General features: G+C 70.9%; 16 protein-coding genes. 13 read left to right on the top strand and 3 right to left on the bottom strand.

Features of this window, described 5'->3' with window-relative positions:
- The first annotated feature begins 2 nt into the window (after nucleotides 1-2).
- The 11 genes from ACIRB1_RS18615 to metK all read left to right on the top strand — a co-directional run bounded on the left by ACIRB1_RS18615 (nucleotide 3) and on the right by metK (nucleotide 12,693).
- Nucleotides 3-1,289 carry a dihydroorotase gene (locus ACIRB1_RS18615; RefSeq protein ID WP_403466286.1) on the top strand — a complete coding sequence of 429 codons (1,287 nt, stop codon included), beginning with the start codon at nucleotides 3-5 and terminating at the stop codon, nucleotides 1,287-1,289.
- Entirely contained in the window at nucleotides 1,286-1,870 is a 585-nt protein-coding gene (locus tag ACIRB1_RS18610) for a hypothetical protein (protein ID WP_403466285.1), read from the top strand. The genes ACIRB1_RS18615 and ACIRB1_RS18610 overlap by 4 nt, the downstream gene beginning before the upstream one ends.
- Nucleotides 1,867-3,009 (top strand): glutamine-hydrolyzing carbamoyl-phosphate synthase small subunit, encoded by a 1,143-nt coding sequence (gene carA, locus ACIRB1_RS18605; protein WP_403466284.1) that lies wholly within the window; start codon nucleotides 1,867-1,869, stop codon nucleotides 3,007-3,009. Before ACIRB1_RS18610 ends, carA begins: the two co-directional genes overlap by 4 nt.
- On the top strand, nucleotides 3,002-6,310 hold the full coding sequence (carB, locus tag ACIRB1_RS18600) for a carbamoyl-phosphate synthase large subunit (RefSeq protein WP_352180431.1): 3,309 nt from the start codon (nucleotides 3,002-3,004) through the stop codon (nucleotides 6,308-6,310). The genes carA and carB overlap by 8 nt, the downstream gene beginning before the upstream one ends.
- Before the next feature lie 53 nt (nucleotides 6,311-6,363).
- A complete protein-coding gene (locus ACIRB1_RS18595) occupies nucleotides 6,364-7,470 on the top strand; it encodes a quinone-dependent dihydroorotate dehydrogenase (RefSeq protein ID WP_403466283.1) in 1,107 nt (368 codons plus the stop codon).
- Nucleotides 7,467-8,312, top strand: coding sequence for an orotidine-5'-phosphate decarboxylase (pyrF, locus tag ACIRB1_RS18590; protein WP_403466282.1), 846 nt, complete (start codon nucleotides 7,467-7,469; stop codon nucleotides 8,310-8,312). The genes ACIRB1_RS18595 and pyrF overlap by 4 nt, the downstream gene beginning before the upstream one ends.
- A gap of 289 nt (nucleotides 8,313-8,601) precedes the next feature.
- Complete coding sequence (locus ACIRB1_RS18585; RefSeq protein WP_019059734.1) at nucleotides 8,602-8,925, top strand: integration host factor; 324 nt, start codon at nucleotides 8,602-8,604, stop codon at nucleotides 8,923-8,925.
- 59 nt (nucleotides 8,926-8,984) lie between these two features.
- Nucleotides 8,985-9,578: a guanylate kinase gene (gene gmk / locus ACIRB1_RS18580; protein ID WP_266766940.1), complete on the top strand. Its 594-nt coding sequence runs from the start codon at nucleotides 8,985-8,987 to the stop codon at nucleotides 9,576-9,578.
- A 40-nt stretch (nucleotides 9,579-9,618) separates the two neighbouring features.
- The gene (gene rpoZ / locus ACIRB1_RS18575) at nucleotides 9,619-9,891 is read left to right on the top strand and encodes a DNA-directed RNA polymerase subunit omega (protein WP_019059732.1); all 273 of its coding nucleotides are present in this window, start codon (nucleotides 9,619-9,621) and stop codon (nucleotides 9,889-9,891) included.
- Nucleotides 9,892-10,042: 151 nt separating this feature from the next.
- A complete protein-coding gene (gene coaBC / locus ACIRB1_RS18570; protein ID WP_403466281.1) occupies nucleotides 10,043-11,245 on the top strand; it encodes a bifunctional phosphopantothenoylcysteine decarboxylase/phosphopantothenate--cysteine ligase CoaBC in 1,203 nt (400 codons plus the stop codon).
- Between the two features lie 239 nt (nucleotides 11,246-11,484).
- A complete protein-coding gene (gene metK, locus ACIRB1_RS18565) occupies nucleotides 11,485-12,693 on the top strand; it encodes a methionine adenosyltransferase (protein ID WP_328832640.1) in 1,209 nt (402 codons plus the stop codon).
- 111 nt (nucleotides 12,694-12,804) lie between these two features.
- Here the strand turns inward: metK and ACIRB1_RS18560 are convergent, their stop codons facing one another.
- Nucleotides 12,805-13,566 carry an ABC transporter permease gene (locus ACIRB1_RS18560; RefSeq protein ID WP_403466280.1) on the bottom strand — a complete coding sequence of 254 codons (762 nt, stop codon included), beginning with the start codon at nucleotides 13,564-13,566 and terminating at the stop codon, nucleotides 12,805-12,807.
- Nucleotides 13,556-14,452, bottom strand: coding sequence for an ABC transporter ATP-binding protein (locus tag ACIRB1_RS18555; RefSeq protein WP_403466279.1), 897 nt, complete (start codon nucleotides 14,450-14,452; stop codon nucleotides 13,556-13,558). The genes ACIRB1_RS18560 and ACIRB1_RS18555 overlap by 11 nt, the downstream gene beginning before the upstream one ends.
- 98 nt (nucleotides 14,453-14,550) lie before the next feature.
- Here ACIRB1_RS18555 and ACIRB1_RS18550 point away from each other — a divergent pair, with 98 nt between their 5' ends.
- Entirely contained in the window at nucleotides 14,551-15,051 is a 501-nt protein-coding gene (locus tag ACIRB1_RS18550; RefSeq protein ID WP_403466278.1) for a TetR/AcrR family transcriptional regulator, read from the top strand.
- A gap of 61 nt (nucleotides 15,052-15,112) precedes the next feature.
- The gene (locus ACIRB1_RS18545) at nucleotides 15,113-17,263 is read left to right on the top strand and encodes a primosomal protein N' (RefSeq protein WP_403466277.1); all 2,151 of its coding nucleotides are present in this window, start codon (nucleotides 15,113-15,115) and stop codon (nucleotides 17,261-17,263) included.
- Between the two features lie 226 nt (nucleotides 17,264-17,489).
- Here ACIRB1_RS18545 and ACIRB1_RS18540 read toward each other — a convergent pair whose 3' ends face one another.
- Nucleotides 17,490-18,059 (bottom strand): hypothetical protein, encoded by a 570-nt coding sequence (locus tag ACIRB1_RS18540; protein ID WP_266766933.1) that lies wholly within the window; start codon nucleotides 18,057-18,059, stop codon nucleotides 17,490-17,492.
- Nucleotides 18,060-18,233 lie beyond the last annotated feature (174 nt).

The following is an 18,233-nucleotide window of genomic DNA, read 5'->3' as shown; positions in this document are numbered from 1 at the left end:
ACATGAGCAAGATCCTGATCCGTGGTGCGAAGATCCTCGGCGGCGAGCCGCAGGACGTGCTGATCGACGGGGACACCATCGCCGAGGTGGGCGCCGGGCTGAGCGCCGAGGGCGCCGAGATCGTCGAGGCGGAGGGGAAGGTCCTCCTCCCCGGTCTCGTCGACCTGCACACCCACCTCCGCGAGCCCGGCCGCGAGGACTCCGAGACCGTCCTGACCGGCACCCGCGCGGCCGCCGCCGGCGGGTACACGGCCGTGTTCGCCATGGCCAACACCTTCCCGGTCGCCGACACCGCGGGTGTCGTCGAGCAGGTCTACCGGCTCGGCCGGGAGCACGGCTACTGCGACGTGCAGCCGATCGGCGCCGTCACCGTCGGCCTGGAGGGCAAGAAGCTCGCCGAGCTGGGCGCCATGCACGAGTCGGCCGCCGGGGTCACCGTCTTCTCCGACGACGGCAAGTGCGTCGACGACGCGGTGATCATGCGCCGCGCCCTGGAGTACGTGAAGGCATTCGGCGGAGTCGTCGCCCAGCACGCGCAGGAGCCCCGCCTCACCGAGGGCGCCCAGATGAACGAGGGCGTCGTCTCGGCCGAGCTGGGGCTCGGGGGCTGGCCCGCGGTGGCCGAGGAGTCGATCATCGCCCGGGACGTCCTGCTCGCCGAGCACGTCGGTTCCCGGGTCCACATCTGCCACCTGTCGACCGCCGGGTCCGTCGAGATCGTCCGCTGGGCCAAATCCCGGGGCATCGACGTGACCGCCGAGGTCACCCCGCACCACCTCCTCCTCACGGATGAGCTGGTGCGCTCCTACAACCCCGTCTTCAAGGTCAACCCGCCGCTGCGCACCGAGCGGGACGTCCTGGCCCTGCGCGAGGCGCTCGCCGACGGCACGATCGACATCGTCGCCACCGACCACGCCCCGCACCCGCACGAGGACAAGGACTGCGAGTGGGCCGCTGCCGCCATGGGGATGGTCGGCCTGGAGACCGCGTTGTCAGTGGTGCAGGAGACCATGGTGGACACCGGGCTCCTCACCTGGGCCGGGGTCGCCGAACGCATGTCCGTCAAGCCCGCGGAGATCGGGCGGGCACACGGGCACGGCCGTCCCGTCTCGGCTGGTGAGCCCGCCAACCTCACGCTCGTCGACACGGAATACCGTGGGTCGGTGGACCCCGCGGGCTTCGCGTCGCGCAGCCGCAACACCCCGTACGAGGGGCGTGAGCTGCCGGGCCGTGTGACGCACACCTGGCTCCGGGGCAAGGCCACGCTCGTCGACGGGAAGCTCACGTGACACCTCTGGAACTGACCCACCTCGCGGCCGGGGAGAAGTCCGCCCCGGTGACCGACTGGGCCGCCCGCATCGGCTGGCTCGTGGGCCTCGCCCTGTTCATCGCGCTCGTCTACTGGCTGATGCGCGAGGGCTGGAAGTGGCGCGGCACCCTCCAGGGAGACCTGCCCGAGCTGCCCACGTCGCCGGAAGAGCCCGGCGAGGCGAAACTGACGATGAGCGGCCGCTACCACGGCTCCACCACCGCCGGGCAGTGGCTCGACCGCATCGTGGCGCACGGCCTGGGCACCCGCAGCCGGGTCGAACTGACCCTGACGGAGGCCGGCCTGGATGTCGTACGACCCGGAGCCACCGACTTCTTCATCCCGGCCGGGGCGCTGCGCGAGGCCCTGCTCGGCAAGGGCATCGCCGGGAAGGTCCTCAGCGAGGGCGGTCTCCTGGTCGTGACGTGGGCGCACGGCGACCGGCTGATCGACTCCGGCTTCCGGTCCGACCATGCGACCGAGCACACGGAGTGGGTCGACACCCTGAACAGCATGATCAACAAGAGTCTCGAAACGACCGACACGGAAGGCGCACGATGACCACCTCCACCAGGGGAGCCGACAAGGTTCCCGCCGTACTCGTCCTGGAGGACGGCCGGATCTTCCGCGGCCGTGCCTACGGGTCCGTGGGGGTGACCTTCGGCGAGGCCGTGTTCTCCACCGGCATGACCGGCTACCAGGAGACCCTGACCGACCCGTCGTACCACCGCCAGGTCGTCGTGATGACCGCCCCGCACGTCGGCAACACCGGTGTCAACGACGAGGACCCGGAGTCGGCCCGCATCTGGGTGGCCGGTTACGTGGTGCGCGACCCCGCGCGCGTGCCGTCCAACTGGCGCTCCCGCCGCTCCCTCGATGAGGAGCTGCGCAACCAGGGCGTCGTCGGGATCTCCGGCATCGACACGCGCGCGTTGACCCGCCATCTGCGCGAGCGCGGCGCGATGCGCGTCGGCATCTTCTCCGGGCCCGCGCTGCCCGACGACGACACCATGCTCGCCGAGGTGCGCGAGGCCCCCGAGATGACGGGCGCCGACCTCTCCGCCGAGGTCGCCACCAAGGAGACGTACGTCGTCCCCGCGATCGGCGAGAAGAAGTACACCGTCGCCGCCGTCGACCTCGGCATCAAGGGCATGACCCCGCACCGCATGGCCGAGCGCGGCATCGAGGTGCACGTGCTCCCGGCCACCGCGACCGTCGAGGACGTGTACGCCGTACAGCCCGACGGGGTGTTCTTCTCGAACGGCCCCGGCGATCCCGCCACCGCCGACCACCCGGTCGCCGTCATGCAGGCCGTGCTGGAGCGCGGCACCCCGCTCTTCGGCATCTGCTTCGGCAACCAGATCCTGGGCCGCGCGCTCGGCTTCGGCACATACAAGCTGAAGTACGGCCACCGGGGCATCAACCAGCCCGTCCAGGACCGTACGACGGGCAAGGTCGAGGTCACCGCGCACAACCACGGCTTCGCCGTGGACGCGCCCCTCGACCAGGTCTCCGAGACCCCCTACGGCCGCGCCGAGGTCTCGCACGTCTGCCTGAACGACCAGGTCGTCGAGGGGCTGCGGCTCCTGGACCGGCCGGCGTTCAGCGTCCAGTACCACCCGGAAGCGGCAGCCGGCCCGCACGACGCCGCCTACCTGTTCGACCGCTTCGTATCTCTGATGGAGGGCCAGCGTGCCTAAGCGCTCCGATATCCAGTCCGTCCTGGTCATCGGCTCGGGTCCGATCGTCATCGGCCAGGCCGCCGAGTTCGACTACTCCGGCACCCAGGCCTGCCGCATCCTGCGCGCCGAGGGCATCCGCGTCATCCTCGTCAACTCCAACCCGGCGACGATCATGACCGACCCGGAGATCGCCGACGCCACCTACGTCGAGCCGATCACCCCGGACTTCGTCGAGAAGATCATCGCCAAGGAGCGGCCGGACGCCCTGCTGCCCACCCTGGGCGGTCAGACGGCGCTCAACACCGCCATCTCGCTGCACGAGGCGGGCACCCTGGAGAAGTACGGCGTCGAGCTGATCGGCGCCAACGTGGAGGCCATCAACAAGGGCGAGGACCGCGACCTCTTCAAGGGCGTCGTCGAGGCCGTCCGCCAGAAGATCGGCCACGGCGAGTCCGCCCGCTCGGTCATCTGCCACTCCATGGAGGACGTGCTCGCCGGCGTGGACACGCTCGGCGGCTACCCGGTGGTCGTCCGCCCCTCCTTCACCATGGGCGGCGCCGGCTCCGGCTTCGCGCACGACGAGGAGGAGCTGCGCCGCATCGCCGGCCAGGGCCTCACCCTCTCGCCGACCACCGAGGTCCTCCTGGAGGAGTCCATCCTCGGCTGGAAGGAGTACGAGCTGGAGCTGATGCGCGACAAACACGACAACGTCGTGGTCGTCTGCTCCATCGAGAACTTCGACCCCATGGGCGTGCACACCGGCGACTCGATCACCGTCGCCCCGGCGATGACGCTGACGGACCGCGAGTACCAGACCCTGCGGGACGTCGGCATCGCGATCATCCGCGAGGTCGGCGTCGACACCGGCGGCTGCAACATCCAGTTCGCGATCGACCCGGTCGACGGCCGCGTCATCGTCATCGAGATGAACCCGCGCGTGTCGCGCTCCTCGGCCCTCGCCTCCAAGGCGACCGGCTTCCCGATCGCCAAGATCGCCGCCAAACTGGCCGTCGGCTACACGCTCGACGAGATCCCGAACGACATCACGCGCGAGACCCCCGCCTCCTTCGAGCCGACCCTCGACTACGTCGTCGTGAAGGCCCCCCGGTTCGCCTTCGAGAAGTTCCCGAGCGCCGACTCCACCCTCACCACCACCATGAAGTCGGTCGGCGAGGCCATGGCCATCGGCCGCAACTTCACCGAGGCCTTCCAGAAGGCGCTGCGCTCCCTGGAGAAGAAGGGCAGCCAGTTCACCTTCGTCGGCGACCCCGGCGACAAGATCCAGCTCCTGGAGGCGGCCGTACGGCCCACCGACGGGCGGATCAACACCGTCATGCAGGCCATCCGCGCGGGCGCCACCCAGGAGGAGGTCTTCGCGTACACGAAGATCGACCCCTGGTTCGTCGACCAGCTCTTCCTCATCAAGGAGATCGCCGACGAGCTGGCCGCCGCCGACAAGCTGGACCCGGAACTGCTCGCCGAGGCCAAGCGGCACGGCTTCTCCGACCAGCAGGTCGGCGAGATCCGCGGCCTGCGCGAGGACGTCGTCCGCGAGGTCCGGCACGCGCTCGGCATCCGCCCGGTCTACAAGACGGTCGACACCTGCGCCGCCGAGTTCGCCGCGAAGACGCCGTACTTCTACTCGTCCTACGACGAGGAGAGCGAGGTCGCCCCGCGCGAGAAGCCCGCGGTCATCATCCTGGGGTCGGGTCCCAACCGCATCGGCCAGGGCATCGAGTTCGACTACTCCTGCGTCCACGCCTCCTTCGCGCTCAGCGACGCGGGCTACGAGACCGTGATGGTCAACTGCAACCCCGAGACCGTCTCCACGGACTACGACACCTCCGACCGCCTGTACTTCGAGCCGCTCACGCTCGAAGACGTCCTGGAGATCGTCCACGCCGAACAGCAGGCGGGCCCCGTCGCGGGCGTCATCGTCCAGCTCGGCGGCCAGACCCCGCTGGGTCTCGCGCAGGCCCTCAAGGACAACGGCGTCCCGGTCGTCGGCACGTCCCCGGAGGCGATCCACGCCGCCGAGGACCGCGGCGCCTTCGGCCAGGTCCTCGCCGAGGCGGGCCTCCCGGCCCCCAAGCACGGCACCGCCACCACCTTCGTCGGCGCCAAGGCCATCGCCGACGAGATCGGCTACCCGGTCCTCGTCCGCCCGTCCTACGTCCTCGGCGGACGCGGCATGGAGATCGTCTACGACGAGACCCGCCTGGAGTCGTACATCGCCGAGTCCACCGAGATCAGCCCCTCGCGGCCGGTCCTGGTCGACCGCTTCCTGGACGACGCCATCGAGATCGACGTCGACGCGCTCTACGACGGCCACGAGCTGTACCTCGGCGGCGTCATGGAGCACATCGAGGAGGCCGGCATCCACTCCGGCGACTCGGCGTGCGCCCTGCCGCCGATCACCCTGGGCGGCTTCGACATCAAGCGCCTGCGCACCTCGACCGAGGCCATCGCCAAGGGCGTCGGCGTCCGCGGCCTGATCAACATCCAGTTCGCGATGGCCGGCGACATCCTCTACGTCCTGGAGGCCAACCCGCGCGCGTCCCGCACGGTCCCCTTCACCTCGAAGGCGACCGCGGTGCCGCTCGCGAAGGCCGCCGCCCGCATCTCGCTGGGCGCGACCGTCGCCGAACTCCGCGCCGAGGGGCTGCTCCCGGCCCACGGCGACGGCGGCGAACTCCCGCTCGACGCGCCGATCTCCGTCAAGGAGGCCGTCATGCCGTGGTCGCGCTTCCGCGACATCCACGGGCGCGGCGTCGACACGGTGCTGGGCCCGGAGATGCGCTCCACCGGCGAGGTCATGGGCATCGACTCCGTCTTCGGCACGGCGTACGCCAAGTCCCAGGCGGGTGCCTACGGCCCGCTGCCCACCAAGGGCCGCGCGTTCATCTCGGTCGCCAACCGCGACAAGCGCTCGATGATCTTCCCGGCGCGTGAACTGGTCGCCCACGGCTTCGAGCTGCTCGCCACCTCCGGCACCGCCGAGGTCCTCAAGCGCAACGGCCTGAACGCGACGGTCGTCCGCAAGCAGTCCGAGGGCGTCGGCCCGAACGGCGAGAAGACCATCGTCCAGCTCATCCACGACGGCGAGGTCGACCTCATCGTCAACACCCCCTACGGCACCGGCGGCCGCCTCGACGGCTACGAGATCCGTACGGCGGCCGTGGCGCGGTCCGTGCCGTGCCTGACGACGGTCCAGGCGCTCGCCGCCGCCGTCCAGGGCATCGACGCCCTCAACCACGGTGACGTGGGCGTGCGTTCCCTCCAGGAACACGCCGAACACCTGACCGCGGCCCGCGACTAGCAGCCGGAGAGGGGGGCACCGGAAACGGTGTCCCCCTCCTCCATGAGGACACCATGTACAAGATCTTCTTCAACCTCGTCTTCCAACGGATGGACCCCGAGCAGGCCCACCACCTCGCCTTCCGCTGGATCCGCCTCGCGGCCCGCGTCCCCGTGCTGCGGACGTTCGTCGCGGCGGCCCTCGCGCCCCGGTACGAGGAGCTGCGCACGGAGGCTTTCGGACTGCGCATGCACGGCCCCTTCGGGCTCGCGGCGGGCTTCGACAAGAACGCGGTCGCGATCGACGGCATGTCGATGCTCGGCTTCGACCACGTCGAGATCGGCACGGTCACCGGGGAGCCGCAGCCCGGCAACCCCAAGAAGCGGCTGTTCCGCCTCGTGCCGGACCGGGCGCTGATCAACCGCATGGGCTTCAACAACGAGGGCTCCGCGGCCGTGGCGGCCCGCCTGGAGGCCCGTGAGGCGGTCTTCAGGACCGTCGTCGGCGTCAACATCGGCAAGACCAAGGTCGTCCCCGAGGAGGAGGCCGTCGCCGACTACGTGAAGTCGACCGAGCGGCTCGCCCGGCACGCCGACTACCTCGTCGTCAACGTGTCGTCGCCCAACACGCCCGGACTGCGCAACCTCCAGGCGACCGAGGCCCTGCGCCCGCTGCTCACCGCCGTCCGCGAGGCCGCCGACCGCGCGGTGACCGACCGCCGCGTGCCGCTCCTGGTGAAGATCGCGCCCGACCTCGCCGACGAGGACGTGGACGCGGTCGCCGACCTCGCCGTCGAACTCGGCCTGGGCGGCATCATCGCCACGAACACCACCATCGCGCGCGAGGGCCTCGGCCTGACCTCCGAGCCCGGACTCGTCAAGGAGACCGGCGGACTGTCGGGAGCGCCCCTGAAGGCCCGCTCCCTGGAGGTACTGCGCCGCCTCTACGCGCGCGTGGGCGACCGCATCACCCTCGTGGGCGTCGGCGGCATCGAGAACGCCGAGGACGCCTGGCAGCGCGTCCTCGCCGGCGCCACCCTGGTGCAGGGATACAGCGCCTTCGTCTACGAAGGCCCCTTCTGGGGCCGCGCCATCCACAAGGGCCTCGCCGCACGCCTGCGCACGAGCCCGTACGCCACCCTCGCCGACGCGGTCGGCGCCGACGTGAGGAAGCCGGTATGAGCCCCCTGGAACCCTTCGGCGCCCGCCTGCGCCGGGCCATGGACGAGCGCGGCCCGCTCTGCGTCGGCATCGACCCGCACGCCTCGCTGCTCACCGAGTGGGGCCTGAACGACGACGTCGCCGGTCTTGAGCGGTTCAGCCGCACGGTCGTCGAGGCGCTCGCCGGCCGGGTCGCCGTCCTCAAGCCGCAGAGCGCCTTCTTCGAACGCTTCGGCTCCCGCGGCATCGCCGTCCTGGAGAAGTCCGTCGAGGAGGCGCGGGCGGCCGGCGCGCTGGTGGTGATGGACGCCAAGCGCGGCGACATCGGCTCCACCATGGCCGCCTACGCCGAGTCCTTCCTCCGGAAGGACTCCCCGCTCTTCTCCGACGCCCTGACCGTCTCCCCGTACCTCGGCTACGGCTCGCTCGCCCCGGCGATCGACATGGCGCGGGAGAGCGGCGCCGGGCTCTTCGTGCTCGCGCTGACCTCCAACCCGGAGGGCGGCGAGGTGCAGCACGCGGTCCGCGCGGACGGCCGGAACATCGGAGCGACCATGCTGGCCCACCTGGCCGCCGAGAACGCGGGGGAGACCCCGCTCGGCTCCTTCGGGGCCGTCGTCGGCGCGACCCTGGGGGACCTTTCGTCGTACGACCTCGCCGTGAACGGTCCGATCCTCGCGCCCGGCATCGGGGCGCAGGGGGCCACGCCGACCGATCTTCCCGGGGTCTTCGGGCCGGTGCTGCGCAATGTCGTCCCCAACGTGAGCCGGGGTGTTCTACGTCACGGTCCCGATGCCGGAGCGCTCCAGGAGGCCTCGGACCGCTTCGCGGAGGAGATCCGCGTCGCCTTTGCGACCGTCTGAGGTGTTCGAACGGGTCGATCGAGTCCTCCGATGAGTGGCCCGACGACCGGCTCCGGAGCGACTTGAGTCTGAATACATCCTCAAATCGGGGGCGTTATGTCAGAAATGTCCGGCCTGGCGCAGGCTGACCAGGACTTTTCCTCTGTTCTCGCTGACTCTGGCGTCCCTGGCCGCTAGTCTCCGAGCAGAGTGAACGGGCAAGCGTGTTGCTCGTAGCTCCCCAGGTGTGGGGCGACTAGGTTCCTCACCGGTCCGTATCCGACAGTTCGACATCCGAGGTGACGTAGGCGTGGCTCTTCCGCCCCTTACCCCTGAACAGCGCGCAGCCGCGCTCGAAAAGGCCGCCGCGGCTCGCCGGGAGCGGGCCGAGGTCAAGAATCGACTCAAGCACTCCGGCGCCTCCCTGCATGACGTTATCAAGCAGGGCCAGGAGAACGACGTCATCGGCAAGATGAAGGTCTCCGCCCTGCTTGAGTCCCTGCCCGGCGTGGGCAAGGTCCGCGCCAAGCAGATCATGGAGCGACTCGGCATCTCCGAGAGCCGCCGTGTCCGTGGCCTTGGTTCCAACCAGATCGCCTCCCTGGAGCGTGAGTTCGGCAGCACTGGTTCCTGAGTCCGGGTACTCCGGACCGGGAGTCCCGGGCACACCGGGATTGCTGGAATAATCGCTGCATGGCTGCAACATTCCGGGGGACGACCCCCGAGCCCCCGGACGTACGTCCGCGGCTGACCGTGCTCTCCGGCCCCTCCGGGGTCGGCAAGAGCACGGTCGTCGCCCATATGCGCAAGGAACACCCCGAGGTGTGGCTCTCGGTGTCGGCGACGACCCGTAAGCCACGCCCCGGCGAGAAGCACGGCGTCCACTACTTCTTCGTCTCCGACGAGGAGATGGACAAGCTGATCGCCAACGGCGAGCTGCTCGAATGGGCCGAGTTCGCCGGCAACCGCTACGGCACACCGCGTACGGCCGTGCTCGAACATCTGGAGTCCGGCGTACCGGTCCTCCTGGAGATCGACCTCCAGGGCGCCCGGCAGGTCCGCGAGTCCATGGCCGAGGCGCACTCGGTGTTCCTGGCTCCCCCCTCGTGGGAGGAGCTGGTGCGCAGGCTCACCGGACGGGGCACCGAGCCGCCCGAGGTGATCGAGCGCCGCCTGGACGCGGCGAAGATCGAGCTGGCGGCCGAGCCCGAGTTCGACGCGACCCTGGTCAACACCTCCGTCGAGGACGTAGCGCGCGAGCTGCTAGCCTTGATGGAAGTTGTGTGATCGTTTTTCCGATCTCATCCCATCTTTCGGAAGGCAGAGCGTGTCCTCTTCCATCACCGCTCCCGAGGGCATCATCAACCCTCCGATCGACGAGCTCCTCGAGGCCACCGACTCGAAGTACAGCCTCGTGATCTACGCCGCCAAGCGCGCCCGTCAGATCAACGCGTACTACTCGCAGCTCGGCGAGGGCCTCCTCGAGTACGTCGGTCCGCTCGTCGACACGCACGTCCACGAGAAGCCGCTCTCCATCGCCCTGCGCGAGATCAACGCGGGTCTGCTGACCTCCGAGGCCGTCGAGGGCCCCGCGACCTGACGCATTGCGCGGAGTGTGCGGATAGTCATATCCGCAGACCGCAGCAGCTTTATCCACAGGCCCGGCAGCGCGACTGCCGGGCCTGTGGTGTGTCATGGAGTCGTACGGGTCGCACGAGTCGCACGCATGTTTCCGAACTCGGGGAGAGACGGTGGACAAGCCCAAGGTCGTTCTGGGGGTCAGCGGTGGCATCGCCGCGTACAAGGCCTGTGAGCTGCTGCGCAGACTGACGGAGTCGGGCCATGACGTCCGCGTCGTCCCCACCGCGTCCGCCCTGCACTTCGTCGGCGCGGCCACCTGGTCCGCCCTCTCCGGGCACCCCGTCTCGACGGAGGTGTGGGACGACGTCCACGAGGTCCCGCACGTGCGCATCGGCCAGAGCGCCGACCTGGTGATCGTGGCCCCCGCGACGGCGGACATGCTCGCCAAGGCGGCCCACGGCCTCGCCGACGACCTCCTCACCAACACCCTCCTCACCGCACGCTGCCCGGTCGTCTTCGCGCCCGCCATGCACACCGAGATGTGGGAACACCCGGCCACCCAGGAAAATGTGGCGACACTGCGCCGCCGCGGCGCCGTCGTGATCGAGCCCGCCGTCGGCCGGCTGACCGGCGTCGACACCGGCAAGGGGCGGCTGCCCGACCCGACCGAGATCTTCGAGGTCTGCCGCCGGGTGCTCGCGCGGGGCGTCAGCGAGCCCGACCTCACGGGCCGGCACGTCGTCGTCAGCGCGGGCGGCACCCGCGAGCCCCTCGACCCGGTCCGCTTCCTCGGCAACCGCTCCTCCGGCAAGCAGGGCTACGCCCTCGCGCGCACCGCCGCCGCCCGGGGCGCCCGGGTCACCCTGATCGCGGCGAACACGGGACTGCCGGACCCGGCGGGCGTCGACGTCGTCCCGGTCGGGACCGCCGTACAGCTGCGGGAGGCGGTGCTGAAGGCCGCCGCGGACGCGGACGCGGTCGTCATGGCGGCGGCGGTCGCGGACTTCCGCCCGGCGGAGTACGCGGCGGGGAAGATCAAGAAGAAGGACGACAAGGAACCCGACCCCATCGTCCTGGTGCGGAATCCGGACATCCTCGCGGAGATCTCCGCCGACCGCGCCCGCGCCGGACAGATCGTCGTCGGATTCGCCGCGGAGACGGACGACGTCCTCGCCAACGGCCGTACGAAACTGGCACGCAAGGGGTGCGATCTCCTCGTGGTGAACGAGGTGGGCGAGCGCAAGACGTTCGGTTCCGAGGAGAACGAGGCGGTGGTGCTGGGTGCCGACGGCAGTGAGACCGCCGTCCCCCACGGTCCGAAGGAAGCCCTGGCCGAGACGGTGTGGGACCTGGTGGCACACCGTCTCGTCTGAATTGTTTCAGCCGGCTGTCGATTCGCCGAAACCTGACATTCGTGCGTGGCGGCTCTGGCCAACGGCACGCGCCATTCGGCAAAATGCGCGTGCCGCAGGTCACAGCGCTTCCCGAGAGGCGAGACAGGGGGACCGTCTGTCGACCGCGACCGATAAACTGTTCTCGGACGACGTCGGGCGCAGCTCCCGTCCCGTCCGCCAATGATCAGCCAGCAGCCGCTGCAACCTCAGGGAGCGTTGTGTCCCGTCGCCTGTTCACCTCGGAGTCCGTGACCGAAGGTCACCCCGACAAGATCGCTGACCAGATCAGCGACACCATTCTCGATGCGCTTCTGCGGGAGGACCCGAGTTCCCGGGTCGCCGTCGAGACGCTGATCACGACCGGCCTGGTGCACGTGGCCGGCGAGGTCACCACCAAGACCTACGCGCCCATCGCGCAGCTCGTCCGCGACAAGATCCTGGAGATCGGCTACGACTCCTCGAAGAAGGGCTTCGATGGCGCCTCCTGTGGCGTCTCGGTGTCCATCGGCGCGCAGTCCCCGGACATCGCGCAGGGTGTCGACACGGCGTACGAGAAGCGCGTCGAGGGCGACGAGGACGAGCTCGACAAGCAGGGCGCGGGCGACCAGGGCCTGATGTTCGGCTACGCGACGGACGAGACGCCGACGCTGATGCCCCTCCCGATCTTCCTGGCGCACCGCCTGTCGAAGCGCCTCTCCGAGGTCCGCAAGAACGGCACCATCCCGTACCTGCGTCCCGACGGCAAGACCCAGGTCACCATCGAGTACGACGGCGACAAGGCCGTCCGTCTCGACACGGTCGTCGTCTCCTCGCAGCACGCGTCCGACATCGACCTGGAGTCGCTGCTCGCTCCCGACATCCGGGAGTTCGTGGTCGAGGCCGAGCTGAAGGCGCTGGTGGAAGAGGGCATCAAGCTCGACACCGACGGCTACCGTCTGCTGGTCAACCCGACCGGCCGCTTCGAGATCGGCGGCCCGATGGGTGACGCGGGCCTGACCGGCCGCAAGATCATCATCGACACGTACGGCGGGATGGCCCGCCACGGCGGCGGCGCGTTCTCGGGCAAGGACCCCTCCAAGGTGGACCGTTCGGCGGCGTACGCGATGCGCTGGGTCGCCAAGAACGTCGTCGCCGCGGGCCTCGCCTCGCGCTGCGAGGTGCAGGTGGCGTACGCGATCGGCAAGGCCGAGCCGGTGGGCCTGTTCGTCGAGACGTTCGGCACGGCCAAGGTCGACACGGACCGGATCGAGAAGGCCATCGACGAGGTCTTCGACCTGCGCCCGGCCGCCATCATCCGCGACCTGGACCTGCTGCGCCCGATCTACGCCCAGACCGCCGCGTACGGCCACTTCGGCCGTGAGATCCCCGACTTCACGTGGGAGCGCACCGACCGCGTGGACGCACTGCGGAAGGCCGCGGGGCTGTAGTTCCACGCCGCACTCAGGCTTCGCGAGGCCCGGTTTCCCTTGGGGGAGCCGGGCCTCGGTGTTGCCATGGGCGGGCCCAAGTCGGTTGCTGGTGACCCCTGTTGAGGTGGGTCAGCGGTGGATGTGGCGGGCCGAGATGAGGAGCGCCGCTGTGGTGATCGCTGTGATGACGGCCGTCGCGTGGGTGTAGGCGTCGGTGTTGGCGGTGACCGCTGCCTGGAAGCCTTGGAGGGCCCAGTAGCCCGGGGTCGCGGGGGCCACCGTGGAGACCCAGTGGGGGAGGACGGTGAGGGGGACCAGGCAGCCGCTGAGGCAGGTGATCGTGAGGGCGCCGATGTCGGAGGCGGCGGCCAACTGGCCCTGGCTGCGGGCGTGGACGCCGAGTGCCAGGCCGCAGGCGGTGACGCAGGTCGCCCAGAGAGCGGCCATCAGGGGGAGGCGCCAGGTGCCTGCGGCGAGAGGGAAGCCGAAGGCGGCGGTCGCGAAGAGGAACAGGACAGCTTGCTGGGTCAGGAACAGCGCGATCAGCGGCAGGGCCTTGCCGGCGAGGATCGTCGAGGGGGACGCCGGGCCCGAGCGCAGGCGGTCCCAGGTGTTCCAGGTGCGTTCGGAGAGCACGAGTTGTCCGGCCACGTCCAGGGCGAGCAGGGTGAACATCACCGCGATGCCCGGAGCGGCCTGCACGATGCCCGGGGTGCCGGGGGTCGCCAGGCGGTCGTGGACCGGGTGGAGCACGCTCAGCAGCACCAGGGACATGACGGTGTACGCGAGCGGGGTTCCCGGATCGCGGACGAGCAGGACGAGGGTGTGGCGGGTCATGACCCAGGTGAGGCGGGCCGGGGTGGGCCCGGCTGTTGCCGGTTCAGGCCGCATCGTGGGTCTCCGCGAGGCTGCGGTAGAGGTCGTCGAGGGACGGTTCGCGGATCGCCGCCGTGCGGACCTTGGCCGTGTCGGGGCCGAGGTCGCGGAGGAGCCGGGCGAGTGCCTGTGCCGGGTCGGCGGCGCTGAAACGCAGTTCCCCCGGGGGAGCCGACGGCTGTGCCAGGTGTTCGGGTACGGCGCCGGTGAACGTCACGGTGACCTCGCCGGGGAGGCCGTCCAGGAGGTCGGCGCGGTTGCCGCGGGCGATCACCCGGCCGGACGCGGCGACCGCGAGGGTGGCGTCCAGGTGCTCCAACTCCGGTAGGTAGTGCGTGGTGTAGCAGATCGCGGCGCCCTCGTCGGCGCGGGTCATGACGAGTCGTAGCAGCGCTTCGCGGGTCGCGGGGTCGGCGCCGACGGTGGGTTCGTCGAGGAGCAGGACGCGGGGGCGGGGGAGGAGGACCGTGGCCGCCTGGGCGCGGCGCTGCTGGCCGCCGGAGAGTGTCGCGATCGGGCGGTCGAGTACGCCGGTGAGGGCCAACGCCTCGGTCACGGCGGCCAGTTCGGCGTGGAGTGCGGTGTGGCGGAGGCCGGCGAGGCCGCCGTAGAGGCGCAGGTTCTCGCGGAGGGTGGCGGTCGGGTAGAGGGCCAGTTCCTGGGGAGCCAGGCCGATCAGGCGGCGGGCGGAGCGTGGGGCGGTGGTGAGGTTCGCTCCGGCTGCCACGACCGTGCCCGCGTCGGGGCGTTCCAGGCCCGCGGCTATGCGGGCGAAGGTGGTTTTGCCCGCGCCGTTGTGGCCGATCAGGCCGCAGATCTCGCCGGGTTCGATCCGCAGGTCGAAGCCGTCGAGGGCCTGGACGGGACCCCATCGTTTGCGCAGGCCGGTGACGGTCAGCATGGCCGCTCCCTCGATATATACAACGTATACGTATACCGTGTATACGTAGCTTCGAGGGAGGATGTCAAGTGACGCCACGGCGGATCACTCGTGATCAAGTGCTCGACGTGACATGGGAGTTGGCGACCCGGAAGGGGCTGTCGGCCGTCACGATGCGGGCCGTCGCGCAGGAACTCGACGTGAACCCGATGACCCTCTACCGGCACGTCGGCGACAAACAAGGACTCCTCGACGGCCTCGTGGAGCGGCTGCTGCTGGAGATCGAGGTGCCCGAACCCTCCGCCGACTGGCGCGAGCAACTGAGCCTGCTCGCCCGCAGCATGCGCGCCATGGCCCGCCGTCACCCCGACCTGTTCCTGCTGCTCTTCCAGCGCCCGGCGGTCACCCCGGAGGCCGTCGGACCTCGCAACGCGGTCTACGACGCCCTGCGCGCCGCCGGTCTCCCGGAGGAGCGGATTCCGCGGGCGGAGCGGCTGCTGTCCACGTTCATGCTCGGGTTCGCCGCGTCGGAGGCCGGGGGACGGTTCCGGGACGGCGATCCGGACGGGGACATGGCCTTCGCGGAGGAACTCATCGTCCAGGTCCTCGCCGGCGCCTAGGAGATCGGGTGCGGGCGGCGGGCTTCGGGCGTTGTCAGTCGGGTTTGGTAAGAATGCAAGGGTGAGCAGCGCTGATGGGGAACGGGACGGTGGGGCGGAGGGTGCGCCGCCCGAGCAGCTTGCGCTGATTCGGGAGAGTGTGCGGCAGGCGAAGCGGCCCAAGGCCAAGCCGCGGACGTGGCGGGGGGCCGCGCTGGCCGGGGAGCTGCCGGTCGCGCGGGTGCTCGTCGACAAAGGGGTGCTGCATCTCGACCGGTACTTCGACTACGCCGTGCCCGAGGAGCTCGACGCCGACGCGCAGCCCGGGGTGCGGGTGCGGGTCAGGTTCGGGGCCGGGCGGCATCGGGTGCGGGACGGACGGCGCGAGGGCGGGGGGCTGATCGACGGGTTTCTCGTCGAGCGGCTGGCCGAGTCCGACTACTCGGGGCCACTTGCCGCGCTGGCTCAGGTGGTATCGCCCGAGCCTGTGCTGAGCGCGGAGTTGCTGGGGCTGGCGCGGGCCGTCGCCGATCGGTACGCCGGAAGTCTCGCCGACGTACTCCAGCTCGCCGTGCCGCCGCGCAGCGCGCGGGCCGAGCAGAAGGCGTCGCCTGCGCCGTTGCCGCCGCCCGAGGCGCCCGAGGCGGGGTCCTGGGCACGGTACGAGCGGGGGGCCGGGTTTCTGGAGGCGCTCGCCTCGGGGGGTGCGCCTCGGGCTGTGTGGAATACCTTGCCCGGGCCCGAGTGGAGCGAGGAGATCGCCCGGGCCGTCGCCGCGACGCTCGCCTCGGGGCGGGGGGCGCTCGTCGTCGTACCCGACGGGCGGGCCGCCGGGAGGGTCGATGCCGCGCTGACCGCTCTGTTGGGGGAGGGACGGCATGCGGTGCTCACCGCCGACGCCGGGCCCGAGAAGCGGTATCGGCAGTGGCTTGCCGTGCGGCGGGGGGCCGTGCGGGCGGTCGTCGGGACTCGGGCCGCGATGTTCGCCCCGGTCCAGGATCTGGGGCTCGTCGTGATCTGGGACGACGGGGACGGCAGTCACAGCGAACCGCACGCACCGCAGCCGCATGCGCGGGAGGTGCTGCTGCTGCGGGCCGCTCAGGACAAGTGCGGGTTTCTGTTGGGGAGTTGGAGCTGCACCGTCGAGGCGGCGCAGCTCGTGGAGAGCGGGTGGGCCCGGCCGTTGGTCGCGTCGCGGGACCAGGTGCGGTCGGCCGCGCCGCTCGTACGGACCGTGGGGGACGGGGACTTGGCGCGGGACGAGGCCGCGCGGGCCGCGCGGTTGCCCACGCTGGCCTGGCAGGCGGTGCGGGAGGGGCTGAAGCACGGGCCTGTGCTGGTGCAGGTGCCTCGGCGGGGGTATGTGCCGCGGATGGCGTGCGCCCAGTGCCGGGCCGCCGCGCGCTGTCGGCACTGTGCCGGGCCGTTGGAGGGGCAGGACGCGGGCGTGCTGCGCTGCGGGTGGTGCGGGGTCGAGGAGAACTCCTGGCACTGTCCCGAGTGCGGTGGGTTCCGGCTGCGGGCGCAGATCGTGGGGGCGCGGCGGACCGCGGAGGAGCTGGGGCGGGCGTTTCCCGCGGTGCCGGTGCGGACGTCCGGGCGGGAACAGGTGCTGGACACCGTGCCGGGGACGCCCGCGCTGGTGGTGAGTACGCCGGGGGCCGAGCCGGTGGCCGACGGGGGGTATGCGGCGGCGTTGCTGCTGGACGGGTGGGCGATGCTCGGGCGGCCTGATCTGCGGGCCGGGGAGGATGCGTTGCGGCGGTGGATCGCGGCGGGGGCGCTGGTGCGGCCCCAGGGGGTCGGGGGCACTGTGGTCGTGGTGGCGGAACCCACCCTGCGGCCTGTGCAGGCGCTCGTGCGGTGGGATCCCGTGGGGCATGCGGTGCGGGAGCTTGCCGAGCGGGGGGAGTTGGGGTTTCCGCCGGTGTCCCGGATGGCCGCGGTGGCGGGGGTGGCGGAGGCGGTGGCGGAGTTTCTCGCTGCTGTGGAACTGCCCGCTGACGCTGAGGTGTTGGGGCCGGTGCCGATGCCTGTGCCGGTTGCGGGGGGTGGGGCTCGGCGGGTGGGGGGGCCTCCGGCGGGGGAGCGGTGGGAGCGGGCGTTGATTCGGGTGCGGCCGGGGAGCGGGGGGGCGTTGGCCGCGGCGTTGAAGGCGGCGCAGGCGGCTCGGATGGCTCGGGGTGGGGGGGATGTGGTGCGGGTGCGAGTTGATCCGCCGGATATCGGGTAGCTCCCTCGGCCTTCGGCCTCGGGGTGTCTCCCACCCGCGCACCGCCCGTTCAGCCTTTGTTGAGAGGTGAGCGTTTGCCGTCGGGGTTCTCGCCGTTGGCGGCCGGCCGTTCGCCGTTGGTTCAGAAGGCCTTCGGCCTAGGAGCTCTCGGTGCCTTGTGGTCGCATGGCGCTGCCTCCCGGGTTTTGGCCGGGAGGCAGGTGGAGTTTGGGTGAGGTGGGTGGGGTCAGCCGTTTCGGGGGCCCGGGAAAGCCGTGGGCCTGGCCTCGTCGCGGAGGGTGGGGCTGCCCGCTGTGGGCTGGGTCGGCATCGAGCGGGCCGCGGGGACCGTGGGAAGCGTCGGCATGGTCGGCAGCGCGGGCATGGTGGGGAGGCCGGTGTTGACGCCCACCGGGCGGGTCGTCGCCGCCTCCGTCGTGCGCTCGGCGTCGGCCGCGGCCTGGGTCGCGGCGCGGCGGGCGCCGTAGCGACGGTGTACGGCCTGCTTGGTGACTCCGAGGGCGGAGCCCACCGCGTCCCACGAGAAGCCGAGTGAGCGGTCGAAGTCCACGGCGGCCGTGACCAGGGTCTCGACACTGTCCCGCAACTCCTGCGCGAGACGGACCGTCGGGGCGGGAGCGCGTCCGTAGACGACGAAGCCCGTGGAGGGGCCCGAGCGGCGCGGGCGGTAGACGTTGCCCAGCTGGGCGGTGAGCGTGCGCAGTGCGTCCACCTGCCGGCGGACCCGCTCGATGTCCCGCACCAGCAAGTGCAGGCTGGCCCGAGCCTGGGCGTCGTGGGTTGCGTGGTCGGCCATGAACAAGCCTCTCGAACCGGCGTTGAAAAGGATCGGGCCGCGCGAATGCGGCCCATAGAGGTCAACTCTTTCTTGACCAACGCCTGTACGCTCCGCTGGTCACGCACCGGGGGCGTAGGGGCATATGCGTACGCCCCCGCTGGACCGATGTGCGCTGCGGGTGTCGCCGAGTTG

This window comes from Streptomyces sp. NPDC096013, assembly GCF_044763565.1.
Taxonomy (GTDB): domain Bacteria; phylum Actinomycetota; class Actinomycetes; order Streptomycetales; family Streptomycetaceae; genus Streptomyces.
This window is presented reverse-complemented; position numbering and strand designations above follow the sequence as displayed.

Bases quoted from the DNA above. Each gene is read 5' to 3' on its own strand.
- ACIRB1_RS18615 (WP_403466286.1), top strand. From the start codon at position 3: ATGAGCAAGATCCTGATCCGTGGTGCGAAGATCCTCGGCGGCGAGCCG.
- carA (WP_403466284.1), top strand. From the start codon at position 1,867: ATGACCACCTCCACCAGGGGAGCCGACAAGGTTCCCGCCGTACTCGTC.
- ACIRB1_RS18595 (WP_403466283.1), top strand. From the start codon at position 6,364: ATGTACAAGATCTTCTTCAACCTCGTCTTCCAACGGATGGACCCCGAG.
- pyrF (WP_403466282.1), top strand. From the start codon at position 7,467: ATGAGCCCCCTGGAACCCTTCGGCGCCCGCCTGCGCCGGGCCATGGAC.
- gmk (WP_266766940.1), top strand. From the start codon at position 8,985: ATGGCTGCAACATTCCGGGGGACGACCCCCGAGCCCCCGGACGTACGT.
- ACIRB1_RS18560 (WP_403466280.1), bottom strand. From the start codon at position 13,566: ATGCGGCCTGAACCGGCAACAGCCGGGCCCACCCCGGCCCGCCTCACC.
- ACIRB1_RS18555 (WP_403466279.1), bottom strand. From the start codon at position 14,452: ATGCTGACCGTCACCGGCCTGCGCAAACGATGGGGTCCCGTCCAGGCC.
- ACIRB1_RS18540 (WP_266766933.1), bottom strand. From the start codon at position 18,059: ATGGCCGACCACGCAACCCACGACGCCCAGGCTCGGGCCAGCCTGCAC.